The 19111-nt window shown below is 43.2% G+C and carries 17 protein-coding genes; 9 read left to right on the top strand and 8 right to left on the bottom strand.

The features are described from left to right. Positions 1-182: 182 nt before the first annotated feature. The 4 genes from ffh (at position 183) to SNE26_RS23395 (ending at position 5185) form a co-directional block, all read left to right on the top strand. The gene (ffh, locus tag SNE26_RS23380; RefSeq protein WP_243484401.1) at positions 183-1511 is read left to right on the top strand and encodes a signal recognition particle protein; all 1329 of its coding nucleotides are present in this window, start codon (positions 183-185) and stop codon (positions 1509-1511) included. 245 nt (positions 1512-1756) lie between these two features. Beyond that, positions 1757-2500 (top strand): hypothetical protein, encoded by a 744-nt coding sequence (locus tag SNE26_RS23385; protein ID WP_321556280.1) that lies wholly within the window; start codon positions 1757-1759, stop codon positions 2498-2500. A gap of 81 nt (positions 2501-2581) precedes the next feature. Next, entirely contained in the window at positions 2582-3505 is a 924-nt protein-coding gene (locus SNE26_RS23390) for a hypothetical protein (RefSeq protein WP_321556281.1), read from the top strand. Between the two features lie 99 nt (positions 3506-3604). Then, entirely contained in the window at positions 3605-5185 is a 1581-nt protein-coding gene (locus tag SNE26_RS23395) for a M1 family metallopeptidase (RefSeq protein ID WP_321556282.1), read from the top strand. A gap of 224 nt (positions 5186-5409) precedes the next feature. On the opposite strand, the gene SNE26_RS23400 is transcribed toward SNE26_RS23395, so the two are convergent. Beyond that, on the bottom strand, positions 5410-5781 hold the full coding sequence (locus SNE26_RS23400) for a response regulator (RefSeq protein WP_321556283.1): 372 nt from the start codon (positions 5779-5781) through the stop codon (positions 5410-5412). A 275-nt stretch (positions 5782-6056) separates the two neighbouring features. Here SNE26_RS23400 and SNE26_RS23405 point away from each other — a divergent pair, with 275 nt between their 5' ends. The 3 genes from SNE26_RS23405 to SNE26_RS23415 all read left to right on the top strand — a co-directional run bounded on the left by SNE26_RS23405 (position 6057) and on the right by SNE26_RS23415 (position 9734). Continuing rightward, complete coding sequence (locus SNE26_RS23405; RefSeq protein ID WP_321556284.1) at positions 6057-7460, top strand: glycoside hydrolase family 30 beta sandwich domain-containing protein; 1404 nt, start codon at positions 6057-6059, stop codon at positions 7458-7460. A 38-nt stretch (positions 7461-7498) separates the two neighbouring features. Further along, positions 7499-9289, top strand: coding sequence for a cellulase family glycosylhydrolase (locus tag SNE26_RS23410; protein WP_321556285.1), 1791 nt, complete (start codon positions 7499-7501; stop codon positions 9287-9289). Positions 9290-9554: 265 nt separating this feature from the next. Next, on the top strand, positions 9555-9734 hold the full coding sequence (locus SNE26_RS23415) for a hypothetical protein (protein WP_129571758.1): 180 nt from the start codon (positions 9555-9557) through the stop codon (positions 9732-9734). 427 nt (positions 9735-10161) lie between these two features. Here the strand turns inward: SNE26_RS23415 and SNE26_RS23420 are convergent, their stop codons facing one another. From SNE26_RS23420 to SNE26_RS23450, 7 genes are all read right to left on the bottom strand, one after another. Further along, positions 10162-11709, bottom strand: a complete 1548-nt coding sequence (locus SNE26_RS23420; RefSeq protein WP_321556286.1) for an FKBP-type peptidyl-prolyl cis-trans isomerase N-terminal domain-containing protein — start codon at positions 11707-11709, stop codon at positions 10162-10164. A gap of 190 nt (positions 11710-11899) precedes the next feature. Further along, entirely contained in the window at positions 11900-12337 is a 438-nt protein-coding gene (locus SNE26_RS23425) for a hypothetical protein (RefSeq protein WP_321556287.1), read from the bottom strand. Then, a complete protein-coding gene (locus SNE26_RS23430; protein ID WP_321556288.1) occupies positions 12334-12777 on the bottom strand; it encodes a hypothetical protein in 444 nt (147 codons plus the stop codon). Before SNE26_RS23430 ends, SNE26_RS23425 begins: the two co-directional genes overlap by 4 nt. A gap of 28 nt (positions 12778-12805) precedes the next feature. Further along, positions 12806-13150: a hypothetical protein gene (locus tag SNE26_RS23435; protein ID WP_321556289.1), complete on the bottom strand. Its 345-nt coding sequence runs from the start codon at positions 13148-13150 to the stop codon at positions 12806-12808. Between the two features lie 70 nt (positions 13151-13220). Continuing rightward, positions 13221-13625 (bottom strand): hypothetical protein, encoded by a 405-nt coding sequence (locus tag SNE26_RS23440; protein WP_321556290.1) that lies wholly within the window; start codon positions 13623-13625, stop codon positions 13221-13223. Positions 13626-13700: 75 nt separating this feature from the next. Then, complete coding sequence (locus tag SNE26_RS23445) at positions 13701-15239, bottom strand: YifB family Mg chelatase-like AAA ATPase (RefSeq protein ID WP_321556291.1); 1539 nt, start codon at positions 15237-15239, stop codon at positions 13701-13703. A gap of 122 nt (positions 15240-15361) precedes the next feature. Next, positions 15362-15769 carry a hypothetical protein gene (locus SNE26_RS23450; protein WP_321556292.1) on the bottom strand — a complete coding sequence of 136 codons (408 nt, stop codon included), beginning with the start codon at positions 15767-15769 and terminating at the stop codon, positions 15362-15364. A gap of 544 nt (positions 15770-16313) precedes the next feature. Here SNE26_RS23450 and SNE26_RS23455 point away from each other — a divergent pair. Both SNE26_RS23455 and SNE26_RS23460 read left to right on the top strand, forming a co-directional pair. After that, positions 16314-18017: a carboxypeptidase regulatory-like domain-containing protein gene (locus tag SNE26_RS23455; protein ID WP_321556293.1), complete on the top strand. Its 1704-nt coding sequence runs from the start codon at positions 16314-16316 to the stop codon at positions 18015-18017. Beyond that, positions 17969-18997 carry an outer membrane beta-barrel protein gene (locus SNE26_RS23460; protein ID WP_321556294.1) on the top strand — a complete coding sequence of 343 codons (1029 nt, stop codon included), beginning with the start codon at positions 17969-17971 and terminating at the stop codon, positions 18995-18997. The genes SNE26_RS23455 and SNE26_RS23460 overlap by 49 nt, the downstream gene beginning before the upstream one ends. Positions 18998-19111: the final 114 nt, after the last annotated feature.

A 19111-nucleotide genomic window follows, 5' to 3' on the forward strand; every position in this document is an offset into this window, starting at 1 on the left:
GCCAATACATGTGCTCCATTTTTCTACAAACTGCACAAAAATATCCCGGGCTCGGTAGGCGCCTCCTGCATTATTTTGTTTTTAAAAGCAATTTCCCAGGTTAATCTGCTAAGTAATTATTTAATATAGTTCAAAATCATACCTTTGTATCCTTATAAAAAAGATTAAAGTTTTTTATCATAATGTTTGAAAATCTTTCGGATAAACTCGACAGGGCGTTCAAGGTCCTGAAGGGTCAGGGAACTATTACTGAAATAAACGTGGCCGAAACCATGAAGGAGATCCGCAAGGCCCTTCTTGATGCCGACGTTAACTATAAAACAGCCAAAGCATTTACTGATGATGTTAGGCAAAAAGCGCTTGGTAATAATGTATTAACATCTATTTCGCCGGGCCAGTTGCTTACCAAGCTCATGAACGATGAGCTTACCGAACTGATGGGCGGTACCACAGCCGATCTGAGTTTTCCGGCTACACCAACCATCATCCTGATTGCCGGTTTGAACGGTGCGGGTAAAACAACCTTTACCGGTAAGCTTGCCAATTACTTAAAAACACAACGCAACAAAAAACCATTACTGGTTGCTGATGATATTTACCGCCCTGCGGCTATCGATCAGCTGGAGGTTTTGGGCCAGCAGATAGGTATTCCTGTTTATGCCAACCGCGACTCGAAAGACCCGGTAGCTATTGCCCGCGAAGGGATAGCACAGGCTAAGCAAAACGGGAATAACGTGGTGATCATTGACACCGCCGGCCGTTTAGCTATTGACGAAGCGATGATGGTGGAGATTGAGCAGGTAAAAGATGCCGTAAAGCCACATGAGATATTGTTTGTGGTTGACTCCATGACCGGCCAGGATGCTGTAAATACTGCTAAAGTGTTCAACGACCGCCTTGACTTTACCGGCGTGGTATTAACCAAGCTGGATGGCGATACCCGTGGTGGTGCGGCATTATCAATCAAATCGGTTGTTAATAAGCCTATCAAATTTATTGGTACCGGCGAGAAGATGGAAGCGCTTGACGTTTTCCACCCTGATCGTATGGCATCAAGGATCCTGGGCATGGGCGATGTGGTATCATTGGTTGAACGCGCCCAGCAGCAGTTTGACGAGAAAGAAGCGGCCGAACTACAAAAGAAGATCCGCAAAAATAAGTTCGACTTTAACGACTTTTACGGCCAGATCCAGCAGATCAAAAAAATGGGTAACATGAAAGATCTGATGGGCATGATTCCCGGCGTAGGCAAAATGATGAAGGATGTTGAGGTTGATGATAATGCGTTTAAAGCGATAGAAGCCATTATCCAATCTATGACCCCGTTTGAAAAAGCCAATCCTGAAACCATCAATCAAAGCCGCCGTAACCGTATCGCCAAAGGTTCGGGCACCGATTTACAGGAAGTTAACCGCCTCATGAAGCAGTTTGATGATATGAAAAAGGTGATGAAGCAAATGAGCAACCCCGCAGCCATGGCCAACATGATGCGCCGGATGCCGAAGATGTAATGGCTTAATAAACCAGATAAAAAGACGTCTCTTGCCAAAAGCAAGGGGCGTTTTTTTTGCTCCTTTGCTGACGGACAAAATGAACATATGTGTATATTATTATACACAATTTCACACTTTTTGAGGTGATAGGTCATTAAAATGTCATTTACTGTGCAATGGCACTTGCTTTGATTTAAGTAGGGAGAACAGATGAGGGTCTGCGCTTAGCATCCCTCTCCTATTAATGAACTAAAAAACTAATCATGAAAAATTTAATTAAACCCGTTTTGTTGACCGCTGCATTATTTGCTTTTAAAGTTGGTTCGGCCCAGGTTAATCTTGGAGCAACTACCGCAACGAAAATAGCTACGCGGGTAGCTACACCAACTGTGAATGCTGCATCTATAGCGCAAAAAGCGGTTAACACAACCTCAACCGTAACCAACCAGGCTGCAACACAGGCTCAAAATGTAGCAGCGCGGACAGCCGCACAAACCCAGGCTACCACCAACCAGGCCGTAGCAGGCGTTGCCGCAAATGAAGCTGCTAATGTTAACAGCAACGTTGCCTCAACCGTAAATGCTACCGCAGGTACAACAGCTGCACAGGTCGGTGTTAGCAGCAATACCTCAGCTGCCGGTACTGTGAATGCAGCAGGAGTAACAGCAACAGGCGAAAAAGCATTAATCACAACCGAAGGGGCTGCTGCCAGCACTACCGAAAAAGTAAGCAGCAATGCTGCCGCTTTAAGGGCAGGCGCAACCACAACAGCAGGTAAAACTGCCGTTGCCGCCGGTAATGGCGTAAATACTGTTAGCAAAAATGTAAGTGTGACCTCTTCCGGTAACCTGAACAGCACAGGTAATGCGGCAGTGGGTCCTAAAAAGCTAAATGCCGGCTTCTCAAATAGCAGCGCCTCAAGTACTGCTGTAAAGGCGGGAAAGAAAAGCGTTACTGTTAAAACTTCGGGCAAGGGTTCAGCCAAACTGAGTGCTGCCAAACAGTAATAGCATTTAACATACATTAAATCAAAAAGGCCGGTACCGGCCTTTTTGATTATCCGCACTTTTTTAATCAGCACATTAGCCATGAAAAAACTTAAACTTATCCTGCTGCTGGCTCTGGCCGGCCCTGCGGTTTATGCCCAGCAAAAACCTGACACCGCGGCAAAAACAAAAGAATTGTTTGTAAATGCGGGTTTGCAATATCTTTCAAACCTAACCTACGCCGGCCGGCGCGATGAAAGCAGTGTCCCGGTGCTACTGCCCTCTGTTACATTGGTTAGCAAGCAGGGCTTTTTTGTAAGTGCTATCGGCTATTTTGATCTTAATGGCTCCAAATCAGGCACCGAGGGCCTTAGCGTTACGCCAGGCTATGTTTTCGCGTTTGATGCAAAACGTTACTATGGAGGCAATATATCGGGCACTAAATATTTTATCACCAAAAGTAGCCCCATTATACTTTCTTCATTTAATGCTACGCTTGATGGGCAACTGTATGCCAATCCGGAGGATATTGTAAAATTTACCGCGGGCATCAGCTATAGGTTTAATAAAAACAACAGCAACGACGTTGTTAATACAGCTGAATTATCAAAGGAGATTTTTGCTTTGAAAACGGGTGCAGATAAAAAAAGCGGGTTAAAAATTACCCCTACCGTTACGCTTTATGCCGGTACACAATCGTTCTACCAAACTTATTATACCGAATCGCAGGTTACCCGCTCGATAGAACAGCCCCAGCAACAAACGCCTATTAATATCCTGTTTCCCAATCAGCCAAAACAAACTATTATAACGCAAACGGTAACGCAGCAAAATCAGCGCGAGGTAAGGCAATATAAGCTGCTTGCTTTCAGCGGGTCGCTGCCTTTAACCTATGCTATCAACAAGTGGCAGATCCTCTTTACGCCCTACCTCATCAAGCCGTTTAACCAGGTTGATTATGTAACAAATACCAAAATGAACGGACTTTACTTTTTGTTCACTACAGGGGTTAATGTAACGTTTTAGCAACGTTAAAAAAATATAATATGCGCGCACTTCGGCGGTGTTTATAAAGGCTTGTTTTTATTAGCTTTGTTGCAGTACATCACAAACCGACGGAAAGTTATGCGCAGGATATTTTTGGTTCTTTTATTGTTACCGGCCCTTTTTTCGATGCCGGTATTTGCCCAGGTTCCCGGGTCGCAGATTGATGTTAAACATTATACGTTTGATATTAAACTCAACGATGCTGATAATAATATAGAAGGAAAGGCAACGGTTTCAATAAAGTTCCTGAATGGTGCAGAAGGGTTTAGCCTCGACCTGGTAAAAAAGAACGCGGAAGGTAAAGGGATGCAGGTATCGGCAGTAACCGAAAACGGGAAGCCGGTAAAGTTTACCCAGGGTGATGAACAACTAAAGATTAATACCCGCGCCTATAAAGGTAACACCCGCGATTATACGATAAGCTACAGCGGCATCCCGGCCGATGGGCTGATCATCTCGACCAATGCGTTTGGGCACCGTACTTTTTTTGGTGATAACTGGCCTAACCGGGCCCATAACTGGCTGCCCTGCGTTGATAATATTGCCGACAAAGCCACGGTTGATTTTATTGTAACCGCGCCCGATCACTACCAGGTAGTATCAAACGGCTTGCAAACCGAAGAAAAGCAACTCGACGGAAAGCTGAAGCTTACCCATTGGGTTGAAACCGTTGCGCTGCCTACCAAGGTAATGGTTATAGGCGTAGCTGAGTTTGCAGTTGATCGCCCGGGCGATGTTAACGGGATCCCGGTTTTTACCTATGTTTTTCCTGAAAGTAAAGAGGTTGGGTTTAAAAGCTATGCAGTAGCCAAAAATATTCTCCCCTACTTTATAAAAAATGTTGGCCCTTACAGCTATGAAAAATTAGCGAATGTGCAGTCGAAAACCATTTTTGGCGGGATGGAAAATGCCAGTGCTATATTTTACTTTGAAGAATCGGTTAAAAGTCCGGAGATAGAAGAATTAATGGCGCATGAAATTGCCCACCAGTGGTTTGGCGATGGTGCAAGCGAAAAAAGCTTTGGTCACCTATGGTTAAGCGAAGGCTTTGCCACTTATATGACCAATCTTTATCTCGAAAATAAATATGGGGCCGATACCTTAAAAGCCCGTCTTATTGGCCAGCGTAAAAAAGTGCTGGATTTTGAAAAAGAGCGTTTAACCCCCGTGGTTGATACCGCTGTTAAAACAAAATATATGCAGCTGCTTAATGCCAACAGTTACGAAAAGGGAGGTTGGGTGCTGCATATGCTGAGGCGCAAATTGGGCGATGATGTTTTTTGGAAAGGGGTGAGAAACTATTATTCCAGGTACCAGGGCAGCAATGCCAATACTGATGATCTGAGGCGGGTAATGGAGCAAGGCAGCGGGAAGGACCTGAAATCATTTTTTACGCAATGGCTGCGCACAGCCGGGCATCCACATTTGGCTGTTAGGTGGAAGTACGATGAAAAAGACAGCACCATCGCTATAAATGTAACCCAGAGCCAGGAATATATTTACAATTTGATGTTAGAGGTTTCTGTTGACGGACAGTTGCTGAACGTGCCGGTAAAAGAGAAATCGACAACGGCAAAGTTCAAGGTTAAAGCTAAACCTGCTGATGTTAAGATAGATCCGAATATAAACCTGCTGGCATCGTTTGAGGAGAAAAAATAATTAAAAGACTTTTAATTCCTCTTGAGAGGGGGCGCGATAGGCAAGGGTGGTAGCAGGGGTGTGTTTCCGCTACAAGCTTATCAAAGCAGAAACACACCCCTCCGCCCCTCTCAAGAGGGGAATCGCACAATTCCGCGCTTTTTCTTCCTTAAGTTAACGGCTATGCTCTCTCAAGAGGGGAATCGCACTTTCCCGCGCTTTTTTCTTCGCAAACTTTCCCTAACCTACGCCGCTATCACCCGGTTGATCACCTTTTCCAGGTCTTCCAGATCAAATGGTTTGGCTAAATAGCTTTGGGCGCCGGCATGATTGGCCAGGATCTGGATATCGCTGTTTGCGGAAAAATAAATTACCGGTATTTCTTTAAGGCCCTCGGTTTTTTTGAGGGTTTGTGTGGCAATGATCCCGCCCGAATCCGGGATCCAGTTATCCATCATGATCACATCAGGCAAAATGCCCGAAACTTTTTCAATAATGTTATTGCAGTCGCTAAAGGTGTACACTTCCCACCCTTGTTCTTCTAAAATATAACTGCAAATAGAAAGGATGTCCTCGTCGTCATCAAATATGACAATTTTTTTAGATGGAGTATTCATGGGATAGTTGTACGTGAATTTATAGATATCTTTTCATAAAAACAAATGTTTTAAATTGTAAATTAAATTTGCGCGTTTAAACAAGGTTTTATATCGCCTTGATTTAAATTAATGCATGTATCAACCACTTCTTAACTACTACAAAATCTAATAATTGGTTTTGTAACCGATTAATTACTGCGTTTTATTAAAAACAGTAATATTTTTACCTATCCAATTTTAACAGCCTTATTAAATCCTGCTATACCAACAAATACACCTGTAAATTCTGTTTCATGAACACGCAAATCAAACCAATTTTATTGGGCGCCATGCTGCTTGCTCCTGCGGCCGCAATACACGCACAAACAAAGGCAAGCTTATGGCTTACCAAGGCCGACAGGTCGGTACTTTTTGAGCAGCAAAAAGGGCCCCTTGCTTTTAAGACCAGCGATGCCGGCGGCACTACTATTACTGTTGATGATAAGGAGCACTACCAACCGATAGATGGATTTGGATTTGCATTAACCGGAGGCAGTGCCATGCATATCATCCGCATGAGCGCCGATAGCAGGGCTGCGTTGCTTAAAAATCTGTTTGCAGTTACAGGGAATGATATTGGCATAAGTTATTTAAGGCTGAGCATTGGCGCGTCCGATCTGAATGAGAAAGTATTCTCTTATGACGATATGCCCAAAGGGCAGACAGACCCAACGCTAAAACATTTTGACCTCGGCCCGGATAAGGCTGACGTGATCCCGGTAATGAAACAGATATTGGCTATAAACCCGGCAATCAAGATCCTGGGCTCGCCATGGTCGCCCCCGGCCTGGATGAAAACTAATAACGATACCCGTGGTGGCCGTTTAAAACCCGATTGTTACCCGGTGTATGCTCAATACCTGGTTAAATATATCCAGGGGATGAAGGCCAACGGGATCAACATCGATGCCATCACTATTCAGAACGAGCCATTGCACCCCGGGAATAACCCCAGTTTACTGATGGTTGCGCCCGACGAAGCCGATTTTATCAAAAACAATCTTGGTCCCGCGTTTAAGGCAGCAGGTATCAAAACAAAGATCATTGTTTACGATCATAATGCCGACAGGCCCGACTACCCTATCTCGATATTGAACGACCCTGCTGCCCGTAAATATGTGGATGGCTCGGGCTTTCACCTGTATGGCGGAGACATCTCGGCCCTTACCGACGTGCACAACGCACACCCCGATAAAAACATTTACTTTACCGAGCAGATGACCGTTGAGCCCGAAAATCAAAGTACTATCAACATTGCCTGGCCGGTAAAAAGCCTTATTATTGGCGCAACCCGTAACTGGAGCCGCAATGTACTGGAATGGAACCTTGCCGCCGACCCTGAATATAAGCCGTATACCGACCGGGGCGGATGTCCCTCATGCCAGGGCGCCGTTACCATTGATAAAAACGAGGTAAAGAAAAACATCGCTTATTATTCAGTTGCCCACGCTTCCAAATTTGTACGTCCCGGTTCGGTACGTATTGCATCAAACAATATGGATACTTTACCTAACGTAGCTTTCAAAACCCCCGATGGCAAAAAAGTGCTTATTGTAGCCAACACCGGCGATAGCGCGCAGGATTTCAACATCAAATACCAGGGAAAAATATTGGCGGTTAAACTTGATAAAGGTTCGGTTGGAACATATATCTGGTAGTAAAAACCGGTTCAGATAAAATTTAAACGTACAACAACATGTTAACATCGTTAATAAAAAATATAAAAGTAAATTCAGGGATTAAAACCCTGCTAACCGTGGTGGCTGTTCTGTGTATCTCGCTGCAAAGCAATGCGCAAACAGGCTTTTTAAAAGCCGACGGTAAAAAAATAGTTGATGAAAAGGGCCGGAATATACTGCTGCGCGGTATGGGTTTAGGTGGATGGATGCTGCAGGAAGGCTATATGCTGCACATCAATAAAGACAGCCGTCAATATCGGATCCGTGAGCGGCTGGAAGAATTGATGGGCCCGGCCGAAACTAAGGAGTTTTATGATACCTGGCTGGCCAACAATACCCGTAAAATTGATGTGGATTCGATGAAACGCTGGGGATTTAATTCTATCCGCCTGCCAATGCATTATAATCTGTATACTTTGCCTGTTGAAAAGGAGCCGGTGGCTGGTAAAAACACATGGCTGGATAAAGGGTTTAAAATGACCGACGATCTGCTGGCCTGGTGTAAAGCAAATCACATGTACCTGATCCTTGACCTGCATGCCGCCCCCGGCGGACAAGGCAACGACCTTAACATCTCCGACCGTGACCCGGACAAACCATCGCTTTGGGACAGCGAGGCTAATAAGCAAAAAACCATTGCCCTTTGGCGCAAGTTGGCCGAACGTTATAAAGACGAGCCTAACATTGGTGCTTACGATATCATCAACGAGCCGAACTGGGGTTTTGACGATCCTCAAAATGATAAAAACGGCCTTAAGGAAAAAACCAACGGGCCGTTAAGAAAATTAATGGTTGATATTACCGCAGCCATCCGCGAGGTAGATAAAAAACATATCATTATTATTGAAGGTAACGGCTGGGGCAATAATTATAATGGTATTTTACCCCAATGGGATAAAAACATGGTGCTGAGTTTTCATAAATACTGGAATTTTAACGATCAAAAATCTGTTGATCATATTGTAAAAACACGCGATCAATATAATATCCCGGTATGGCTGGGCGAAACCGGTGAAAACTCAAATACCTGGCTTACCGAAGCCCTCGGCTTATTAGAGAAAAATAACATAGGCTGGTCATTATGGCCTTTAAAAAAATTGGGTATCAACAACCCGATGGAAATCCGTTCAAATCTGAACTATGATGATGTGAGCCGGTACCTGAACACCGGCAGGCATAAACCTAACGAGAGCAACACGTATAGCGGCACCCTTGAGCTGGCTACTTACGCTAAATTGGAAAATACCATTATCCATCACGATGTGATCGACGCTATTTTCAGGCAGCCCCATACAACAGTTACCAAACCGTTTAAAGCCAATAAAATAGGCAACGGCACAGTGATCAATGCTGTTGATTATGACCTGGGCCGCAATGGATACGCTTATTTTGATACTGATACAGCCGATTATCATACATCGGGCAAACCGGGTGTTGGCAACAAGGGGCATGTTTACAGGAACGACGGCGTTGATATCAGTAAAGATTCGACCCAATATGACAGCTACTATGTTGACCATATTGAAACGAACGAATGGACACAGTACACTATACAGGTCAAAACTCCGGGCGTATACTCCGTAAGCCTCAAAGTGGCATCCGCTACCGATGATGCCAAGCTATCTATATTGGTTAATAATACGGCGCAGGCAAAAGAAGTGGCGGTACCCAACACCGGCGGGCTAAAAAAATGGCGGGATGTTGCTGTTAAAAATATTGTTTTAAAGGCCGGCAGCAACAAAATAAAAGTGCTGGCCAACAACGGCGGATACAACCTGTATTACCTGCAGTTTTGGAAAGGTAAGTAAATGCAGTTACGCTATATTTATTTAAACAGCCGGAGTATATATTATTTGCCCCGGCTGTTTTTTTAATAACCTGCATTCAGCGTAATAGATGTCACAAGTAGCCTTAGCCCCCATTCCCGCCCTTCATACTTGCGCCAGAAAAGTGATTTTAACCCCTAAATTTTTTAATATTATTTTTCTGATAAAAGCTATTGTAAATAACTGTTTTTATAGTTAAATTTATTATACCAATTATCAATGTCACCTAACATAGGAAGAAGTCGTTATGAAAAAACAAGCTACGATAGTTTGTCAGCCTGATAAGACTGAAACTACCCAACCATTACAGGTAAACTGCCCGCCATCACATCAAAAAATGTATCGTGATCATACGCATTGCGATCATGTACATGGCAGGGTTAACAAATTTCCAATTGGCAGCAACCGCGGGCCATGCTTCTTTTAAGTTAACTGCGCTATTTAATAATAGTACGGTTGGCCGTATGGCTTAAAGTTGCAGGTAAACTGCTAAGCTGCATAATCCAATTTGCCCGCGCCGGGTATCAACCCCGGCTTCGCCGGCAATGGAATGGTTTTGTATTGCCGTTATTAAGCCTCAAATGGAAGCCATAGCACCATATATAATTTTTTTGGGGTAGCGATATTCGCACAGCGCAGCGGTAAGGGCTTAACGCGTTTACAATGTTAAAAAAGATATGAGAACGGTGGATTTACCGGTGAGGACAGACATTTAACAAACCTCTGCCCTCAGATACTGTATTGAATTCTCAGCGGGAGAAATCAATTATGCCCTTTTCAACCCAATTTTACCTCTTTCGCACGCGCCAACGCAGGCTGCTAATAAGTGCTTAGTTTTTCAGGTACAGGATGAGTTATTTTAGTATCTCCAGCAATTCTATCTCCCAAATAAGTATAACAGACCCTGCAGGATAATCGGGCGAAGGGCTGTTTAAACCGAGCTTAGGAGGGAGAAATAATCTGTATTTGCTACCTACGCTCATCAATTGTATGCCCTCGGCCAAGCCTGGAAGTAAATCACGAATTATTTTGTTGAGCGGCGAATGGCTATTGGATGTTTCTTTAGATTCTCTACCCACCATAGCGGTCCTTTGGAAATTGAATTTCACATTATCTGTTGCCAAAGGCTTTGGCCCTGTTCCCTGGCTTATTATTTCATACTGCAAACCACTGGCTGTGGTAATAATGCCGGGTTTCTTTTTGTTTTCGGCTAAAAACTTCTCGGCTTCCTCTTTAGGAGTTAAGGCTACTGGTGCAGGAGGAGGTTCAGAAATGACAGGTTGCTTATCTTTAACGGCAGGCGTAGATTTTACATTTTTAACTAAATTATCCCCTTGCCTTGCAACAACAATATCGTTTATAAACAGATTAACCGTTCCCGCTAATTGACCGTTCTTCCAGTAGCGCATCCCTATACTGCCATCAAGTTGTCCCAAACCGGCTACGTATACATCGTCACCGTCTACGGCTATCTTATAAGGGTCCGAGCCCGAACCCGCCAGTCTGGCAAGCACAGTAGGCACGTCATTTTTCCAATATTTTGCAAACCCATTTTCCCATCCAGCCACATACACGTTCTTACCTGAAACAGCAATGGCAGTGGCCCTGGCATCCGAACTTGGGGCGGTTAAGGAAACGGTGCCTTTATCGCCACACCAATAAGCAACGCGGTGCCCTCCTGGTTCGACGTACTGGCCAACGATATAAAGATTATTGTTCAATATACGGATAGATGCCGCTCTTACGGGCAAAGGATCGTTAATTATTTTTACGGGCTCTCCATTTTTCCAATACTTGGTGTCGTTTTTAACCTGGGGATCAGAATCAAAACCGGCAATGTAAACATCTCCCGTTTTGTAATCAATGGCAACAGATCTCGCATTTGATCCGCCAATAACATTGAGCGGTACCGGCTTTCCATTTTTCCAACACCTGGCCAAGTCACCGGATGAACTGTAGAACCGCTCATACCCAACTACATAAACATCACCGTTCCTATTGTCTATAACCATGTCATTAGCATATCCTTTAGTCCCCGTACCGCTGGTGTTGGAAAGCTGTACTTCTGTGTTGTTTTTCCAATACACCGCCTGCCCGTTATGCATGCCTGCTGCATAAACATCATTACCAACTACAACCAGCGATACAATTTCCGATTGGCTTTGCGTATTGGCCAGCAATACCGCTACACCGTTTTTAAGATAGGTTGCAACCGGTGTTTTCCCATCTGGCATTGAATATCCGGCCAGGTATATATCCGCTCGTTTCTGCTGCGTTCTCGCTATATTAGCAGGTTTCGTATTACTACTGCTGTTGTGTTGCGCATTTGCGCTGAAAGATAAAAAGCTAACAAGGCCGGCAAACAGGATCCAGGCATTGGGGGTGAGTAATAACTTCTTCATAATTGTTTAAGGTTTCGCGTACGGGTTATAATATGAACAGAATTATAATAAAGTTAGCAAACGGAACCGTAATTAAATACGAAAATTAATCACCTTGATGTGCCTTCCTTGCACAAATATGTAGGAGAGTATGCTGCTACGGCTACTTTTGTCGTGTTAATCTTGCTATTGGAATAAGAACATTTTTGTTCTAATTAACATACCTGTATTTTTTGTGACCATCCTGTACTTCAATTGTTTTAATGGTACTTACCGGTATTGCTTTTTTCAGTGAAAGAATCCTTGACTGGATACCGATCACAGAATCCTGGATAACCCAGGTCCGGTCGAAGTAAAAGGTTGATCGCCTGCCATTGATATCTGTAAAACGTATTTCAATAGATGGCCCGTTCTTTAACTTATAAGGAGTTCCGTCTTTATCGAAACATTTAATCGAATCAATAGGATAAACACTATAGGTATGCTTATACCCAAGAGGGTCCTGGGCGGTAACCGGTCTTAAATTTACCGTCTCCAGGGTTGGCACCTGTTCCAGGAAAGTGCCAACAGGCATGTAATAGGTTTTACAGGAGCTTGAAAAAATTGTTAAAGCCGCGATAGTGATAAGTAGTAAAGGTTTGGTTGTCATTTTAAAATAGAAATATTAAACGTTAAACTCATCGGGCCATTTAACCTGGTTTTCATAATGATGTTTGCGATCTCAGCCGGCAATAAATTTACATTTAGCGGAGTAACCGGCGTTGCCACTAAATGATAATTCGGATCATTGAAAACACCTAAGTTTGTTTTGTCGAAAGCATAAAGGCCTTTCATTGCCATGTTTATAAAAGACGATAGATACTGCTCATCTGCCTCTGAATTAATGATGTTCTCCAAATCTGGGTTAATAAAAAATTCGGTTGTATATGGCAAGTCCTGAAAGTATTCCTGCAATACCTTATTGTTTTGGGCTGATTCCGCAATAGACCGCGGTAAACAAGTACCAGCGGATGTCATAAAGGCGATTTCTTGTCCGTTGGTTAAATACCAATCAATATCAAACGATTGCTGGTCAATGTCGGTGTACATATTTTAAGGTTTTTCTATTCAGTGTAAATTAATCAGTTACTTCGTAATACTCATCATCTCCCTTCTCCTGGTATCTTTTATAGTCTTTCATAACAGATACAGCCGTTATAAAGTCGCGTTCTATTCTTATATCAAATTGTTCTTCTTCAAAAAATTTATTGCAATGAGGGCAGACGTTATCTCCTCCATACCCATAAACATTAACGATATTCAGATTGGCTTTACCAATGTCATTCCCTCCCCAAATCAGTTTTTCGCCCATCTGATATACAAGCTGCCAAGTATCGCCAAAACAAAATTGAATATCAACCGGGCGTACCTGACCGCAGTTTTCACACTTTATTTCTGTTTTTAAAATATTAAAAGTCCCCATTATAGAATTTTTGTATACCCGGGCCAACCTTATATTGTAATCTCGATCAAGAATCAACCACAGGACCCAATTAATAAGTATGTTCAAAAACCTGCGCTCCGGCAAAAGGATGACTAATTAAGATATCTGAGATTAAGCTTTTATTTCGCTTCATTAGATGTTCTTTAAAATCTTTAAACAGCTTATGTAAAGTTGATTCCATCTTGTAAGATAAATCAATCATGTAAAACTCCCTTTCGCCAAAGAAATTTTTAATGAATGTAATTTCAGCTTCCTTATAATTATAGCTGAATTCATCTTCAACATCATCCAGTATGAAATGATAGAATAGCTTGTCTTTACTATTTTGAATGTTTGTAAAATATGCTGTGTCATAGTCCTTAAGACCAAGTCGAAATATTGGGAACGAAAATATAAATGTGTCAAATAGTCGGATGACCTCTTTATTAGACGTAATAATTGTTGCTACTTCCATATTATTGACTGATATCTTGATGCTCAAGTTGGAACCTTGGATCCTCTATGCGAATAGGTTTTGTTTCGAGTTGGCCTACCCTGCCCAACCCTCTCTATCCAAACTCCTGAAATGAATAGCCTCCGCCAAATGCTCCAGCTTAATTTCCTCACTCCCGGAAAGATCAGCGATAGTACGTGATACTTTAAGAATGCGGTCATAAGCCCTTGCCGAGAGGCCAAGTTTTTCCATGGCTTTTTTGAGCAGGGTTTGACCGGCTGCGTTGATCTTGCACTGGTCGCGAACCATTTGCGGGCTCATCTGGGCGTTGGCATGCAGATCGGGACGGTTGCCGAAACGCTCCACCTGGATTTCCCTTGCCCTGATCACCCGCTCACGGATGAGCTCGCTTTTTTCGGCCGGCCGGTCAGACGACAGCTCGCTGAAATTAACAGGTGTTACTTCCACGTGCAGGTCAATCCTGTCCAGCAGCGGGCCCGAAATTTTACTAAGGTATTTTTGTACCATGCCAGGCGGGCAGATGCATTCTTTTTCCGGGTGATTATAATATCCGCAGGGGCATGGGTTCATACTTGCCACCAACATGAAGCTGCTGGGATAGTCAACCGTAAATTTAGCCCGCGATATGGTTACCCGGCGTTCTTCCAACGGCTGGCGCATTACTTCAAGCGCGCTGCGTTTAAACTCAGGCAGTTCATCTAAAAACAAAACGCCGTTATGTGCCAAAGAAATTTCACCGGGGGCAGGATTGCTTCCCCCTCCTACTAAAGCTACATCGCTGATGGTATGGTGAGGGCTCCTGAACGGGCGAATGGTTACCAGCGCATCGGCGGCGGCAAGTTTGCCGGCCACTGAATGGATTTTGGTGGTCTCTAATGATTCATATAAACTCAATGGCGGTAAAATAGATGGCAGCCTCCGGGCCAGCATAGTTTTACCGGCTCCCGGCGGACCGATCAGTATCACATTATGGCCGCCCGCTGCAGCAATCTCTAATGCGCGCTTGATGTTTTCCTGGCCTTTTACCTCGCTGAAATCGCTATCGTAATTGCAGAGGCTGTCATAAAATTCTTCACGGGTGTTTACTATTTCGGGCTTAAGCTCGGAGGTACCGTTGAAAAAGCCAACAACGTCTTTAATGCTTTCAACACCATAAACTTCAAGGTCGTTTACAATGGCTGCTTCGCGGGCGTTTTGTTTAGGGAGGATAAAACCTTTAAAGCCATCTTTACGGGCTTGTATAGCTATGGGCAAAGCCCCTTTTATTGGCTGCAGGCTCCCATCAAGCGAAAGCTCGCCCATGATGATAAATTTATCAAGTGTTTCGGGTTCTATCTGGCCGGATGCCGCCAGTACACCGGTGGCGATGGTAAGGTCATATGATGAACCCTCCTTTTTGATATCGGCAGGAGCCATATTAACCACCACCTGTTGGCGGGGCATTCTGAAACCGCAGTTTTTCAGTGCCGATTCTATCCTGAAATAGCTTTCTTTAACAGCTACATCGGGCAGGCCTACAATAAAATACTTGGTACCCGATGCTATATTCACCTCAACTGTTATGGTAATAGCTTGTATCCCATAAACCGCGCTTCCAAAAGTTTTAACCAACACTGTGATAAAAGTTTAATTGAAGCGAAAGATATAGAATTTTGATGAGGTGATAAAGTGCCACTATATAAAACAAAAAAACCCGCCGGTACCGGCGGGCCTTCTTATAATCACATTGTTTAATCTCATCTTAAAAATGTTCCTGCCTGGCAAACAACCAGCAGCATAGTGCAGGAAACTATCACACAAATCATCAGCATTATTGACCATGTGTTGGGGTTGTGTTTGCTGATGCGTGCAAACGCGGCATTAACCTTTTTAAAATAGCGGCTGTTCAGCAATACAAAATAGTTAAGCACAAATGCACCTGTAGCGCCCAGTAATATTATTAAGCCGGATATCGGGCTTAGCTGAAACCAGCCGGCGTTTAAAAATAACTGTGCAATACTTACTAAAATGGCCAGCAAAATGATCATCAAAAAGCTCGCTCCAAAAAGAGCGTTGGCTTTTGGCAATCCGCCGTGACCAAAGTTTTTAACAGTCCACCTGTAAAACGTTACATAAATGGATTTGTAGGTTTCTGCTGCTTTCATAATGTTATGGTTTTAGGTAATTAATTCGGTACAAAATAATATTACTTGCACAATATTAGTTTAAAAACGGGATTGGCAAAATTTTATTGCGGTTACGTTTGATTTTTATCGTATTTGCACTCATTAATTTTGTTTGATATTTATATCGCAAAAAAACGATACCGTGAAAGAAATAATTTTATTCTTCAAAGGCCCTGTGAAAAGGAGCTTTGGTAAAACCAATGTTACAATATCAAAATAAGCCCCATTTTCGGAGTATATTAAGCAATATTTATACTGATTTCATGTTATTAGAGCACATTTATAGCATATGATGCTGCCGTGCGGGGGTTATGCGTGTAGTGGTTAAGCAGAGGAGCTTTATTTATGCTTTAAACGTTTAAGGTTGATATTTGTCGAACACGCAGTTATCAACAAAAAAATTAACCAACGCGCTAACATCTAAACCCTATAACTACCTCATGATTTAAGTTTCCCCAAGTACCGCGGCCCTACATCACCTATAACACAATAATTAACCTTACCTGTCTGCACCTAAACCAGGATGAAAACAATCCTTCTTTCGTTAATACTGTTATGCCTGTTTTTGGGGTCCTTTGCCCAAAAGGCCACAATAAAAGGTAAAGTCACCGACTCCCTGAATAAGCAGCCTCTTGAATTGAGTACCGTTGCCGTTGTCGACCTGAAAGATACCTCGCTTATAGCTTATTCACTCAGTAAAAAGAATGGAGATTTTGAATTACAGCGCCTCCCTGTTGATAAACAGGTCCGCCTGGTTATTTCCTATGCCGGGTATCAAAGCTATATCCACAATTTTAATTTTAAAAAAGGCGATGTAATTGATCTGGGCAACGTTACCCTCAACAGTAAGATGCTTAACGAAGTTGTGGTGCGTGCAGAACGGATCCCTGTCAAAATGAAAAAGGACACTATCGAGTTTGATGCCGCGGCCTTCAAAACCCGGCCCAATGCCGCCGTTGAGGAATTGCTAAAAAAGCTTCCCGGCGTACAAATAGATGGCGATGGTTCCATCACCGTTAACGGAAAACAGGTGAGCAAGCTATTGATAGATGGCAAACAGTTTTTTGGCTCCGACCCCAAGATTGCCACCAAAAATTTGGACGCGGCCATTGTTGCCCAGGTACAGGTTTATGACGACCGGGAGAATGACCCCGATCACCTCGTGAGCGAAACCCAGGTACAGAAGATCATTAACATCAAACTCAAAAAGGCAATTAAAAAGAGCATTTTTGGCAAGGTATTCGGTGGTGTGGGCTCGCGCGACAGGTATGAAGCCGGCGGGCTGTTCAATATGTTTCGGGATACGTTGCAGGTAAGTCTTATCGGGTTGAGCAATAACCTTAACCATACTGCCTTTTCGCGCGAGGACCTCAATGCGCAGGGTGGTTTTGACCGCAGCGGGGGTAATACCTCCTTTAACGGTGGTCGAAACTGGGGCGGCGGTATTGAAAAGATCACCTCGGGAGGCTTTAACATCAACCAAAATTATGGCGAGAAACTAAAGCTCAACCTGCAGTACTTTTATACGCAGCGTAATAATGTAAACGAGTCGGCCAATTTTCAACAGCAGTTTCTGAAGGATACTACGCTGTTAACCCGATCCACAAACAGTAGAATCTCTAACAACTATGTACACACTTTAAGTGGTCTTGTGGAGTGGAAGCCCGACACCATCCGGAACCTGCGCTATAACCCGTCGTTAAATTATAACTCCAATAGCAATACTGCTACATCAAGCGGCAACACGTCAAACAATTTTGATATGCCGGTAAACCAGTCGGTATCCAATTCATGGGGTGATGGCCATTCAACACAGTTTAACCAAAGCTTTTATTTTCATAAACGTTCCAGAAACAAAAGCAAGGAGTCGTTCACCATATCGCATAACCTGAGCATCAGCCCTAATCATAATAACAATTTCAATAATAATGATGTGGTTAATTACCAACGCCCCGAACTATCCGACAGCCTGCAACGGTTGTCGGTACGTACATCAAACAATGCTTCGGGCAATCTCGATTTCAGCTACCGATACCCATTAACCAAAAAGCTTTTTGTTGATATCACCACATCGGGCATATATAACAAAACCAGCGACCAGGTTTTCACCTACGACCGCAAAACAGGCGGCTTTGATTCGCTAATCACCAATCAGAGCTCCAACCTTAAACGCGATCAGTGGACAGAAAACATACCTATCAGCTTAATAAAAAAACGCAGATCATAGCGGGGCTTAATACGCAATGGCAGCAAATCAATAACAACTTCGTAACCAGCAGGCTTGTTCAGAATTATTTTTTTCTGCTGCCAACTATCCGTATCGAAGCTTATGGAATATCGCTTAATTACGAACGCCGGGTTAATCAGCCGGGGATATCAAGCCTGCAGCCCATTACGATAGTTTACAGCCCCTTGTACAGTTATACAGGTAACCCTAACCTGGTACCCAGTATAAGTAACAACTATAATTATAACTTTTTTAAGTATTGGGAAAATAGTCAATTTGGTATTTACTCAAACGGCAGTGTATACTCGCAAAAAAACATGGCCGTTACGCAACAAACCATTCGCTCAGACGGGGCGCAGACTAACACAACTGTTAACCGCGACGGCAGGCCGAACTATAATTTTTCGGTGGGGATTTTTAACAGAGTTAAAACGAACAAAGACTGGCAGCTTAATTCCTCAACCAGTTTTTACGGCAATTATTACCAAAGCTTTAACCTTCTAAATGACGTGGAAGGCTGGCAAAATACCTTTACATATGGAGTACGTGAAAACATAAACGCTAACTGGAAAGATAAGGTAGAACTATTTACAGGTTTTGGATTTAACCAGTCAAAAACCAAATATCATTATGACGATTTCAGGAATGTAAACGTTGGCACCTGTAGTGTAAGCAATAGCCTGATAGTGAGGTTCCCTAAAAAAATTGTTTGGGAAACCAGGCAGGAGTTTAATTATAACAGCCAGGTTGCGGCAGGCTTTAAAAAAGGGGTTAACGTAGTGAGTTCGTCCCTGGCCCTGCAAATGCTTAAAAAAGACCGCGGGGAATTGAAGCTTTCCGTTTATGATCTCTTTAATCAAAACGTGAGCGTGTACCGTTACATTAACACCAATTCGGTTAACGATGTACAGAATAATACATTGAAGCGATATTTTATGGTTACCTACAGTGTCAAGTTTAATAAGTTAAGCACTAAATAAGTGTCGGAAAAAAGAAGCTGTATCAAATTAAAAAGGGACAGGCCCTGTTTTTTGCTGGTTTTGTTGTAACTATCTTTATCAAGGGATAGTCTTACCGGTAATCAAACCCTCCCT

Origin of the sequence: Mucilaginibacter sp. cycad4 (assembly GCF_034263275.1) — a bacterium.
Lineage (GTDB): Bacteria > Bacteroidota > Bacteroidia > Sphingobacteriales > Sphingobacteriaceae > Mucilaginibacter.

Coding starts and splice junctions, on each gene's coding strand:
- ffh (WP_243484401.1), top strand. CDS start 183: ATGTTTGAAAATCTTTCGGATAAACTCGACAGGGCGTTCAAGGTCCTG.
- SNE26_RS23385 (WP_321556280.1), top strand. CDS start 1,757: ATGAAAAATTTAATTAAACCCGTTTTGTTGACCGCTGCATTATTTGCT.
- SNE26_RS23390 (WP_321556281.1), top strand. CDS start 2,582: ATGAAAAAACTTAAACTTATCCTGCTGCTGGCTCTGGCCGGCCCTGCG.
- SNE26_RS23395 (WP_321556282.1), top strand. CDS start 3,605: ATGCGCAGGATATTTTTGGTTCTTTTATTGTTACCGGCCCTTTTTTCG.
- SNE26_RS23400 (WP_321556283.1), bottom strand. CDS start 5,781: ATGAATACTCCATCTAAAAAAATTGTCATATTTGATGACGACGAGGAC.
- SNE26_RS23405 (WP_321556284.1), top strand. CDS start 6,057: ATGAACACGCAAATCAAACCAATTTTATTGGGCGCCATGCTGCTTGCT.
- SNE26_RS23410 (WP_321556285.1), top strand. CDS start 7,499: ATGTTAACATCGTTAATAAAAAATATAAAAGTAAATTCAGGGATTAAA.
- SNE26_RS23415 (WP_129571758.1), top strand. CDS start 9,555: ATGAAAAAACAAGCTACGATAGTTTGTCAGCCTGATAAGACTGAAACT.
- SNE26_RS23420 (WP_321556286.1), bottom strand. CDS start 11,709: ATGAAGAAGTTATTACTCACCCCCAATGCCTGGATCCTGTTTGCCGGC.
- SNE26_RS23425 (WP_321556287.1), bottom strand. CDS start 12,337: ATGACAACCAAACCTTTACTACTTATCACTATCGCGGCTTTAACAATT.
- SNE26_RS23430 (WP_321556288.1), bottom strand. CDS start 12,777: ATGTACACCGACATTGACCAGCAATCGTTTGATATTGATTGGTATTTA.
- SNE26_RS23435 (WP_321556289.1), bottom strand. CDS start 13,150: ATGGGGACTTTTAATATTTTAAAAACAGAAATAAAGTGTGAAAACTGC.
- SNE26_RS23440 (WP_321556290.1), bottom strand. CDS start 13,625: ATGGAAGTAGCAACAATTATTACGTCTAATAAAGAGGTCATCCGACTA.
- SNE26_RS23450 (WP_321556292.1), bottom strand. CDS start 15,769: ATGAAAGCAGCAGAAACCTACAAATCCATTTATGTAACGTTTTACAGG.
- SNE26_RS23455 (WP_321556293.1), top strand. CDS start 16,314: ATGAAAACAATCCTTCTTTCGTTAATACTGTTATGCCTGTTTTTGGGG.